Annotated in this window: 9 protein-coding genes; all 9 read right to left on the bottom strand. The window is 68.2% G+C overall.

Annotated features, from left to right (window positions below; all coding sequences use genetic code 11):
• Positions 1–181: 181 nt before the first annotated feature.
• The 9 genes from ACWEVR_RS30950 to hrcA all read right to left on the bottom strand — a co-directional run bounded on the left by ACWEVR_RS30950 (position 182) and on the right by hrcA (position 10697).
• Positions 182–3022, bottom strand: coding sequence for an ABC transporter substrate-binding protein (locus ACWEVR_RS30950; RefSeq protein WP_452469789.1), 2841 nt, complete (start codon positions 3020–3022; stop codon positions 182–184).
• Positions 3023–3113: 91 nt separating this feature from the next.
• Positions 3114–4019 carry a GTPase Era gene (era, locus tag ACWEVR_RS30945; protein WP_067486714.1) on the bottom strand — a complete coding sequence of 302 codons (906 nt, stop codon included), beginning with the start codon at positions 4017–4019 and terminating at the stop codon, positions 3114–3116.
• Positions 4012–4347 carry a cytidine deaminase gene (locus ACWEVR_RS30940; protein WP_452469788.1) on the bottom strand — a complete coding sequence of 112 codons (336 nt, stop codon included), beginning with the start codon at positions 4345–4347 and terminating at the stop codon, positions 4012–4014. Before ACWEVR_RS30940 ends, era begins: the two co-directional genes overlap by 8 nt.
• Positions 4340–5689 carry a hemolysin family protein gene (locus tag ACWEVR_RS30935; protein ID WP_452469819.1) on the bottom strand — a complete coding sequence of 450 codons (1350 nt, stop codon included), beginning with the start codon at positions 5687–5689 and terminating at the stop codon, positions 4340–4342. Before ACWEVR_RS30935 ends, ACWEVR_RS30940 begins: the two co-directional genes overlap by 8 nt.
• A gap of 5 nt (positions 5690–5694) precedes the next feature.
• The gene (gene ybeY, locus ACWEVR_RS30930) at positions 5695–6249 is read right to left on the bottom strand and encodes an rRNA maturation RNase YbeY (protein ID WP_067486705.1); all 555 of its coding nucleotides are present in this window, start codon (positions 6247–6249) and stop codon (positions 5695–5697) included.
• 110 nt (positions 6250–6359) lie between these two features.
• Positions 6360–7454, bottom strand: a complete 1095-nt coding sequence (locus tag ACWEVR_RS30925; RefSeq protein ID WP_067487115.1) for a PhoH family protein — start codon at positions 7452–7454, stop codon at positions 6360–6362.
• 173 nt (positions 7455–7627) lie between these two features.
• Positions 7628–8368 (bottom strand): 16S rRNA (uracil(1498)-N(3))-methyltransferase, encoded by a 741-nt coding sequence (locus ACWEVR_RS30920; protein ID WP_452469787.1) that lies wholly within the window; start codon positions 8366–8368, stop codon positions 7628–7630.
• Between the two features lie 6 nt (positions 8369–8374).
• Positions 8375–9529: a molecular chaperone DnaJ gene (dnaJ, locus tag ACWEVR_RS30915; protein ID WP_067486699.1), complete on the bottom strand. Its 1155-nt coding sequence runs from the start codon at positions 9527–9529 to the stop codon at positions 8375–8377.
• Positions 9530–9662: 133 nt separating this feature from the next.
• The gene (gene hrcA, locus ACWEVR_RS30910; RefSeq protein ID WP_067486696.1) at positions 9663–10697 is read right to left on the bottom strand and encodes a heat-inducible transcriptional repressor HrcA; all 1035 of its coding nucleotides are present in this window, start codon (positions 10695–10697) and stop codon (positions 9663–9665) included.
• Between the last annotated feature and the right edge of the window lie 210 nt (positions 10698–10907).

Here is a 10907-nt window from a genome sequence, read left to right as displayed (position 1 = left end):
CGCCCGGTCTCCCACGTTCACCACACTGCCGGGACCCTTCCGGCAGAGAACAGGCGCGAGGACCGGAATGGTCGGCCCGCACCAGGTCAGCCCCCGGAAATCAACGGTTCCCGACCATGCCCGAGCGACTATAACAGCACGGATCAGGCTGTGCGGTCCAGCAATTCCGGGTGTGAACGGGCTACCGACCCGGTTCGCGCCAGCTTTCGAGATCGCTCTTGGTTCCGGACGGGCACCCGTCTTGGCCGGGTTGGCGGGGGAACATCATCAGGCAGCGCTGCGGTCCGCCCCCGCCCACCGCGGTGGTGACGAGCACCGCGATCGACGACCCGTCGGCGACCCGTTTGGTGGAGAAGCCCAATGTGCCGGTGACACCGCGATAGTCGGCCTCGCGCAACTGCACCGCGATCGCCGTCCGGTTCGGCGGCTGGTCCCCGAGCACGCCGCGGCTGGCGCGTACCGCCTGCAGGAAGAGCCCGCTCACGTCGAAGGCGAGCCCGGTCCTGTCCCCCGCCCACGTCGGCTGGTATTCGGCCATGTCCGGATAGGCGCGCAGGTCCTCGATGAGACCGGCGAGCTCGGCGCACAACTGTTCGTGTTCGAACGGCACCGGCCGGTCACCGAGTTTGCCGACGCCCTTCACACAGTCGGCTCCGCCGAGCATCACCGGCGCCGCCTTGGCCACGTAGCGCACCGTCAGGTTGGCCGGAAGGGCGATGGTCGCGCGCGGATCGGTGATCAGCCTCGTCACCGCGTCATTGCCGAGCAGCGCCGGTCCGTCACCGCTGATACAACCGCGACTGAGCGCCTTGGCGAAGGTCGGGAAGTCGTCGTTGCGGCCCGCGAAGAAGAGCAGTTCGCGCCGGTCGAACGACTCCGCCTCGCACGGTGCCGGCAGACCGTAGAGCTCCTGCTGTGCGCGCCAGCTCGTACTCCGGTGCGTCACACCGCGTTCGGTGAGCTCCTGCTGAAGGTCCTCGACCAGGGTCGTCACGTACAGGTCGTCGGGCGCCTCGGGGTGGTAGATGGTGACTTTGTCGTAGCGCGGGGTGCCGTCGTCGGCGCGCGCGCCCTGCATGTAATCGGCGACCAACCGGGCCTGGACCGAATTGCTCGGCGCCGCTTGGAAATACAGTGGCGACGCCTGCTCGAGCCCGTCGGCCGACAGGGTGGTCGCCACCGCGGGCACGCCCAGCTCACCCAATCGTGTGATGGCCTTGCGGGTTTCGTCGGTGCTGCGGTCGATGCCGACCACGCCGAGCACACTCGGGTCGTCGGCGACGAGCGGACGCAGCCTGTTCTCGACCACCCACCGGGCATGGCGCATATCCGAACCGCCGTTGGCGATGATGATCCGCAGCAACGGTTCCGACTCGTCGGAGGCGAGCAGGGCGCGGCGCTGCTGCACCGCGAGCCCGGCCAGTTCCTCGACCTGTGCGTGCGGGTAACGCACATTGGTGTCGACGTAGCTGAGCCCCGCGAAGTAGACCAACGAGATCAGCGGCCGGTTCGGGTTGCTCTCGCGCGCATCGACGGCCGCCTCGTTCAGGCGGAACACCTCGCGCTGCATGGCCGACAGTTCCGGGTCGTCGGCGAAGGTCTGGGCGACGTTGTCGCTGTAGCCGACGCATTCGCCGTCGACCATGCTGACGCTCACCCCACCCGTCCACGGCCAGTGCGAGCACGAGGCGCCGCGCAGTGGCGGGAAGTACACCAGCGCGGCGGCCACCGCGAGCACGATCGGGATCAGCACACACAAGCCGACGAACCAGCTGCGCGAGGCCATCGGCGGGGCGGGCGGTAACGACTGCCCGCGGAAACGCGGATCGCCAACGCGCGGTGTGGAATCCGGCGGTATCAGCGCGCGCAGCGGCAGGAACCAGGCGTCGGCCTGGCGGTGTGTGCGCCTGCTGTCGATCTCTCTGATCCAGGTCTGCAGCGGGTCGGGTGGCTGCGCGGTCGGCTGATCGGCGAGGCTTTCCAGCGTGCGCAGGGTGCGCAGATCGCTGATGTTCGCCAGCTCACCCACCTCACGCGTCGGCCCTTCGTCGCGGAAGGCGACGACGACCAGCGGATCGAAAAGGCCGGTCTCGTTGCGGATCTCGTTGATCCAGGTGAGGATGCGCGCACCGTCACTGCCCTCGGTGAGACCACCGAGCAGGGCAACCGGGTAGGCGGTGCGCCGCCAGCTCGACGGCCGCCAGATGCGGCGGCGATACGCGTCGCGCAGGTCCTCCAGGAAGGCGTGGATCAGGAGCTTGGCGACCTGTTCCTCGTTCTCGTCCACCCGGTGCGAGGCGGTGAGCCGGGCGGCGAAACCCAGGAAACTGGCCGACAATTCGGGTGCGAGGTAGCGCTGGTGCAGGAACCAGCGGGTCACCTTCGACATGCCGGGAATACGCCCCGACACCCACAACCACAGGCGCAGCACCGGCCACAGGGCCAGCACAGCGAAGACCACGCTCGAAATCATGCCGCCCGCTGCACCTTCGGTGGCGTCGGCACGGTTGGCGGACGAACCACTGCGCAGCAGCTTGGGCAGGCGCCTGCGCAGTTCGTCGGGCGCCTCGGATTCGTCGGAGGTGACGCGCTGTCTGGTCAGCCAGTCGGCGGTGCGGTAACGCGGGAACTTGATGGCGCCCATCGCGGTGTCGTCGGTGGCGAAACCGGCGACCAGTTGCTGGATGATCGGCAGACAGTGGTCCGGGATCTCCTGGTCGTCGGCGTGCGGACCGGCGTTGAACGCGTTGACATCCGGGCTCAGCCGGGTGGGCGGCAGATCGGGAGCGTGCAGGTCGATCCTGGCACGTGGGGTGGCCCGCCTGCCGCCGGACTCCCCCAGCCAGCTGTAGAGATCGTTGACCAACGCGGTGTGGCCTTGTAAGCCGACCATCTCGACGATCGGGCGCGGCAGCGTTCGCCTGCCGTGCACCAGCGTGCGCCACACCCGGGGGCGGGTGTCGGGGATCTCCAATGCCCGCAGCAGTTCCAGCAGCTTGCCGACATCGTTGGCATCGGGCACGTGCACAGCCTCCCCGGGTGATCAGCGAACAACACCGATCACAATCGGTGTGTTCGCCGAACGATACCCCGAACCGCCGACACGCAAACGGTCAAAAGCCCAGCTTCCCCAGCTGTTTGGGGTCGCGCTGCCAGTCCTTGGCCACCTTCACGTGCAGATTCAGGTAGATCCGTGTGCCGAGGATGTGCTCGATCTGCTTGCGGGCATTGGTACCCACCTCCTTGAGGCGAGAACCGTTCTTGCCGATGACGATCGCCTTCTGGCTCGGCCGTTCCACGTACAGCAGAGCATGCACCTCGAGCATGTCCTCGTTGGCCTCGTAGGGTTCGATCTCCTCGATCACCACGGCCAGCGAGTGGGGCAGTTCGTCGCGCACACCCTCGAGGGCGGCCTCGCGGATCAGTTCGGCCATGAGGGTTTCCTCGGGCTCGTCGGTGATCTCGCCGTCGGGGTAGAACGCCGGTCCCTCGGGCATCTTCGAGGCGATCACGTCGACGAGCACCTCGACCTGTTCGCCCTTCACCGCCGAGACCGGAACGACCTCGGCCTCGGGCCCGAGCAGCGTCGACAACGCCATCAGCTGGTGGGCGATCTCGTCGCGACCCACCTTGTCGATCTTGGTGACCACCCCGATCACGGTGGTCTTGGGCGCCATCTGCTTGATCTGCTCGACGATCCAGCGGTCGCCGGGACCGATCTTCTCGTCGGCCGGGATGCACAGCGCGATCACGTCGACCTCGGAGTAGGTGTCGCGCACCAGATCGTTGAGGCGCTGACCGAGCAGGGTGCGCGGGCGATGCAGACCGGGGGTGTCGACCAGGATGAGCTGGGCGTGCTCACGGTGCACGATGCCGCGAATGGTATGCCGGGTGGTCTGCGGGCGCGAGGAGGTGATCGCGATCTTCGACCCGACCATGGCATTGGTCAGCGTCGACTTGCCGGTGTTGGGGCGGCCGACGAAACAGACGAAGCCGGAACGGAATTCGGTGTCAGCCACCGCGCACCTCGCTCAGCACGGCACCCGAACGATCGGTGTGGATCACCGTCGCACCGGGCGACACCTCGTGCATCGCCGCGACGCCCGCGTCCTCCCCGCTCGCACCGACCACCACGGCCGCCTCGAAACCCTCGGCGCCACTGGAGATCGCGGCGGCCACCGCGGCCTGCAACGCGGTCAGGCGAAGGGCGGCGAGGGTCACCTCACCCGCGGCGTAGGTGCGGCCGTCGGTGTCACGCACCGCCGCGCCGCTCGCGCCACCGGTACGGCCGAGCGCGCCCCGCGCCAGTACCAGCAGTTTGTTGTCCTCTGCGTCGAGTTCACTCATCGGTCTCTCCATTGTCTGCGGGCACTGTCACCGGGTCGGTTTCGGCCTGCGCCTCGTCGGGCTTGCCGTTGCGGGCCTTGTCTGTCTTCTTCTCTTTGTCGGCCGCGCGGCGCACCAGCACGGTGTTCACCCGCATCCGCCCGCGCGCGTCGGCGCCACCCTCGCCGCGCAGCACCAGGCCGTGCACGGTCACCTTGGAACCCGGCAGTGGGACGCGGCCCAGTTCGTGGGCGAGCAGGCCACCGACGGTGTCGACGTCTTCGTCCTCGATGTCGAGGCCGTACAGCTCGCCGAGGTCCTCCACCGACAAGCGGGCCGACACGCGGTAGCGGCCCTCACCGAGGTCCTCCACCGGCGGGGTCTCGTCGGTGTCGTACTCGTCGGCGATCTCGCCGACGATCTCCTCGAGCACGTCCTCGATGGTGACCAGCCCGGCGATGCCGCCGTATTCGTCGACCAGCAGGGCCATGTGGTTGCGGCGGCGCTGCATCTCGTCGAGCAACGCGTCGAGCGGTTTGGAATCGGGGATGAACACGGCCGGCCGCATCACCTCGCGCACCGCCACCTTGCGGGCGCGATCGGCATAGGGCACAAGGTCTTTCAGGTAGACCACACCGAGCACGTCGTCGACGTTCTCGCCGATGACCGGGATGCGCGAATGCCCGGAACGCACCGCGAGCGACATCGCCTGGGCGGCAGTCTTGTCGTTCTCGATCCACACCATCTCGGTGCGCGGCACCATCACCGCGCGGGCGGCGGTGTCGCCCAGCTCGAAGACCGACTGGATCATGCGGCGCTCGTCGTCGGCGACCACGCCGCGCTCGCGCGCCATGTCGACCACCTCGCGCAGCTCGATCTCCGACGCGAACGGACCGTTGCGGAACCCCTTACCAGGAGTGATGGCGTTACCGAGCAGGATGAGCAGCCGACTCACCGGACTCAGCACCGCACCGATGATCTGCATCGGGACGGCCGCGGCCAGCGCGATCGAATAGGCGTGCTGGCGGCCGAGGGTGCGCGGGCCGACCCCGATCACCACATACGAGACGACGACCATCGAGGCGGCGGTGACCAGCAGCGCCGTCGTCGGGCTCCACAGCTCCAGCGTCGCGGCGGCCAGCAGTACGGTGGCGCTGATCTCGCACAGAATGCGCAGCAGCACCATCAGATTCACGTAGCGGGGACGGTCGTCGACGATCTTGCGCAAGCGCGCGGCGCCGGGCCGTTCCTCGCGGACCATGTCGTCGAGCCGTGCGCGCGAGACGGTATTGAGGGCCGAGTCGACACCCGCGAACACACCACCGAGGCCGATCAGCCCGATGGCGAGCAGGATCTGCACCATCGAGGTCACGCGGGGCCCAGTGCGTCACCCGGTGCGGTGAACCCTGCCTTACCGAGCAGGCGGGCGTCACGTTCGGCCAGTTCGGCGCGCAGCTGTTCTTCGCGCAGGCTCTGGTACCACTCCTCGAGCAGCTGGGCCTGCAGCGCGAACATCTCCTTCTCCTCCTCCGGCTCGGCGTGGTCGTAGCCGAGCAGGTGGAGCACACCGTGCACGGTGAGCAGGGCCAGCTCGTGGTCGAGGGAGTGACCGGCCTTCTGCGCCTGGCCCATGGCGAATTCCGGGCACAGCACGATGTCGCCGAGCATGGACGGGCCGGGCTCGGGGCTGTCGGGGCGGCCGCCCGGCTCGAGTTCGTCCATCGGGAACGACATCACATCGGTGGGGCCGGGCAGGTCCATCCAGCGCACGTGCAGGTCGGCCATGGTGTCGAGATCCACGAGCACCATCGACAGTTCGGCGGCCGGATGCACGTCCATCCGCCCGATCACGAAACGCGCGACGCTGACCAGGTCTTCTTCGGGAATGTCCATACCCGATTCGTTGGCGATCTCGATGCTCACGTGTTCAGGGTACGGGCCGATGGACCGAGTCCTGTGCACCGCCCTACGACGCGACGTAACGAGTACGCCGCGTCGTATCGATGGGCATCGTCGCAGCGTGCGGCTGGTGACTACCGGCGATCCGCCCGGCCCGCCGCCCGGCGCTGGGCCCGGTTGCCCGGGTAGTGCGGGGCGGGAACCGCGCGGGTCTCGGATTCGAAGCGGTCGTAGGCGTCGACGATGTCGGAGACCAGCCGATGCCGCACCACATCGGAGCTGGTGAGTTCCGAGAAGTGGATGTCGTCGATATCGGTGAGGATCTCCGAGGCCGCCCGCAGACCCGAACGCTGTCCATTGGGCAGGTCGACCTGCGAGATGTCGCCGGTGACCACCATCTTCGAGCCGAAGCCGAGACGGGTGAGGAACATCTTCATCTGCTCGGCCGTGGTGTTCTGCGCCTCGTCGAGAATGATGAACGAATCGTTGAGGCTGCGACCACGCATGTACGCCAGCGGCGCGACCTCGATGACACCGGAGGCCAGCAGCTTCGGGATGGCTTCCGGATCCATCATGTCGTGCAGGGCGTCGTAGAGCGGACGCAGATACGGGTCGATCTTGTCGTTGAGCGTGCCGGGCAGGAAGCCGAGCCGCTCACCGGCCTCGACCGCGGGCCTGGTCAGGATGATGCGGGTGACCTGCTTGGTCTGCAGGGCCTGCACCGCCTTGGCCATCGCCAGATACGTCTTGCCGGTACCGGCCGGGCCGATGCCGAACACGATGGTGTTCACGTCGATCGCGTCGACGTAGCGCTTCTGGTTCAGCGTCTTGGGCCGGATGGTCTTGCCGCGCCGCGACAGGATGTCCAGGCTCAGCACCTCGGCGGGCGATTCGGACACGCCCGCGTCGGTGAGCATGGACACGGTGTGCCGGACCGCTTCGGGGGTGATCACCCGGTTGCGGCCGGTCAACGCGACCAACTGCTCGACGACACGCTCGGCCAGGGCCACGTCGGCGGCCTTGCCCGTGATGGTGACGGTGCTACCGCGCACATGGATGTCGGCCGGAAGCAACTGCTCGAGCTGACGGAGGTTCTGGTCGGCCGAGCCGAGGAAGGGGAAAACGGATTCGGGGGCGAGTTCGATGCTGGAACGCACGGTTCGCGCCGCCGGGGATGCTCCGTTGCCGTCGGTGCCGACGCCTGGGACGGGGAGGGTGGGATCGCCGATCTCGCCTGTGTTCTTCAAAAGTGGCTATAGCCTGCTTCCGGTCTCGACCTGGTGTTCGATGAGACCAGTTTACCGCCGCCCACCGACACCGCACAGCGGTTAAAAACCGGGACGTGGTAGAGGACCCATCACTACCGGGTCGGGGTACCCCTCCGGGGCGATTTCACGCCCTCTCACCAGCGCTTCGTCAGCGCTCCGAGGGCGCCGAGTGCGACCGCGGCGGCGGTGGATGTGCGCAGGACGGTCGGGCCGAGCAACACGATGTCGGCGCCCGCGTCGGCGAGCGCGGTCAGCTCGGCGTCGTCGAGGCCGCCTTCCGGTCCGACGATGAGAATCACTTCCTTGCTCCGCGCGAGCGGAAGCTCGGTGAACTTGCCGGTGCCCGACTCGTGCAGGGCGGCGATCACCGCGCCGTCGGCTTTCGCCGCGCGCACCAACTCGAGCAGGTCACGGGTGCGGTGCAGGCCGGCGACCTCGGGAATGTAGGCACGGCGCGACTGCCTGGCCGCGGATCTCGCTGCCGCCCGCCACTTCTCAATGCCCTTGGCGGCCTTGGCCTCCCAGTTGGCGACGCAGCGCGCGGCTTGCCAGGGCACGATCAGGTCGGCGCCCGCCTCGGTCATCAGCTCCACGGCCAGCTCGGAACGATCCGATTTCGGCAGTGCCTGCACCACGGTGACCTGCGGGATTACCGGTTCGGCCAGCCTGCGGTTGCGTACCGCGAGTTCGAGGCGGTCCTTGGCCGCCGCGATCACCTCGGAGTCGGCGAGCACACCGTGTCCGTCGGACAGGGTGATCAGCTCGCCCACCCGGGTCCGGCGCACCGTCGCGGCATGGCGACCCTCCGGGCCGTCGAGCACCGCGACAGCGCCCGGCTCCGGGATGTCGTCGAGGTAGAAGACCGTGGCGGCCATCGCCGGTCAGCGACCGCTGAACGACGCGCGCAGCCGGGCGAACAGGCCGCTGTTGTGCTCGGACTGTGACGACATCACCTCGGCGCGATCCTTGTCACGCATGCCCTTGAACTTGCGAAGCAGTTCGGTCTGCTTGCCGTCGAGTTTGGTCGGCACCACGATGTCGAGGTGGGCCAGCAGGTCGCCGCGCGCACCCGAACGCAATCGGGGCATTCCGTGTCCGCGCAGGTGGATGACCTCGCCCGGCTGGGTGCCCGGGGCGATGGTGAGCTCGGTCGGCCCGTCGAGGATGGTGTCGACGACCACGGTGGTGCCGAGGATCGCGTCGACCATCGGAACCCGGACGGTGCAGTGCAGGTCGTCGCCGTCGCGGACGAACGTGTCGTGCGGCTGCTCGACGACCTCGACGTACAGGTCGCCCGCATGGCCACCGCCGGGGCCGACCTCACCCTGGGCGGCCAGGCGCACCCGCATGCCGTTGGCGACACCGGCCGGGATCGGCGCGGCGATCTCGCGGCGCGCACGCACGCGGCCGTCGCCACCGCACTTGGTGCAGGGGTCGGGGATGACCTCGCCCGCGCCGCGACAGGTCGGGCAGGGGCGGGAGGTGAGTACCTGACCGAGGAACGAGCGCTGTACCGACTGCACTTCGCCCGCGCCGCCACAGGTTTCGCAGCGCACCGGCTTGGAGTTGCCGTTGGTGCCCGCGCCGTGGCAGAGGTCGCAGAGGATGGCGGTGTCGACGGTGAGGTGCTTGGTGACGCCCACCGCGCACTCGGCCAGGCTCAGCCTGGTGCGGATCAGCGAATCGGCGCCGGGCTGCACGCGGCCGCGCGGCTTACGCGCACCGCCGCCCTGGCCGCTCATCCCGCCGAAGAACGCCTCGAACACATCACCGAGACCGCCGAACCCGGCACCGCTGAATCCCGCACCGCCGCCGCCGTTTTCGAGCGGGTCACCGCCGAGGTCGACGATCCGGCGCTTCTCCGGGTCGGTCAGCACCTCGTAGGCGGTGGAGACTTCCTTGAACTTGGCCTGCGCGGCCTCGTCCGGGTTCACGTCGGGGTGCAGTTCGCGGGCCAGTTTGCGGTACGCGCGCTTGAGCTCCTGGTCGGTGGCATTCTTGCCGACGCCGAGCAGTCCGTAGTAATCCCGTGCCACTTGAGTTCTCTAGTCCTTGGTCGCTGTGGTCCAGCCGAACGCCGGGCGCATCCTTTAGTCTGTTCGACTCAACTTTACCCCGGTCGAAGTACCGACCATAACAGTGCCCGCACGGTCGCCGCCGACCCGGCGGTCACCTTTCGGCCAGGACCTCACCGATATAGCGGGCAACGGTCGCCACCGACGCCATGGTGCCGGGATAGTCCATCCGGGTCGGGCCGAGCACGCCCATACCGCCCAGCACCGCGCCCGCCGCGCCGTATCCGGTGGACACCACGGAGGTGCCGCGCATCTGCTCGACCTGGGTCTCCTCGCCGATCTGCACGGTCACCTGACCCGGCTGCTGGGCGGCGGCCAGCAGCTTCAGCACGATGACCTGTTCCTCGAGCGCCTCGAGCACGGTGCGCAGCGAGCCGGGAAAACCGAAGTCGGCGACATTGCGGGTGAGGTTGGCCGTGCCGCCGAGCACCAAGCGCTCCTCCGGGTGCTCGACCAGGGTTTCCACCAGCACGGTCGACACCCGGACCAGCACATCGCGGATCTTGGCCGGCGCGCGTTCGGGCAGTCCGGCCACCGACGCGCTGGCCACCGAGAGCAGTTTGCCGTCCATCGCGCCGCCGAGCAGGCCGCGCACGGCGGCGAGGTCGTCCTCGGAGATCACCGCGCCCAGGTCGACGATGCGCTGATCGACGCGGCCGGTGTCGGTGATGACGACCAGTAAGAGTCGGGCGGGATTGAGCGCGACGACCTCGATGTGGCGCACGGTCGATGCCGACACCGTCGGGTACTGCACCACCGCGACCTGGCGGGTGAGCTGGGCCAGCAGCCGCACCCCTCGGCGCAATACGTCGTCGAGGTCGACACCGGATTCGAGGAATTCCATGATCGCGCGGCGTTCGGCGCCCGAGAGCGGCTTCACCTCGGCGATCCGGTCGACGAATTCGCGGTAACCCTTGTCGGTCGGCACGCGCCCGGAACTCGTGTGCGGCTGGGTGATGTAACCCTCCGCCTCCAGCACGGCCATGTCGTTGCGGACCGTGGCGCTGGACACTCCGAGATTGTGCCGTTCGACCAGCGACTTCGAGCCGATCGGTTCCTTGGTGGCGACGTAGTCCGCGACAATCGCTCGCAGGACCTCGAATCGCCGATCTTCGGTGCTCGAAGCCATCGACCCCACCTCCTCGCTCGTGCCGGATACGTCGTCGGCCCGCGTTGTTGTAGTGCTGGGCACAGACTCGCACGCGGGCGCTCGGGGCGTCTTGCAGTCCAGTCTAAATTGTCTCGTTCTCCGGTGAGTTCTCCACAGGGCGGAGTTATCCACAGGGCGCGGATCGGAGCTTGTCGCGTTATCGCGCCCAGCGTACGTTCGGTCGTGAAT

It is taken from the genome of Nocardia sp. NPDC003979 (genome assembly GCF_053605015.1).
This window is presented reverse-complemented; position numbering and strand designations above follow the sequence as displayed.

Bases quoted from the DNA above. Each gene is read 5' to 3' on its own strand.
- ACWEVR_RS30940 (WP_452469788.1), bottom strand. From the start codon at position 4,347: ATGAGTGAACTCGACGCAGAGGACAACAAACTGCTGGTACTGGCGCGG.
- hrcA (WP_067486696.1), bottom strand. From the start codon at position 10,697: ATGGCTTCGAGCACCGAAGATCGGCGATTCGAGGTCCTGCGAGCGATT.
- ACWEVR_RS30935 (WP_452469819.1), bottom strand. From the start codon at position 5,689: ATGGTGCAGATCCTGCTCGCCATCGGGCTGATCGGCCTCGGTGGTGTG.
- ACWEVR_RS30920 (WP_452469787.1), bottom strand. From the start codon at position 8,368: ATGGCCGCCACGGTCTTCTACCTCGACGACATCCCGGAGCCGGGCGCT.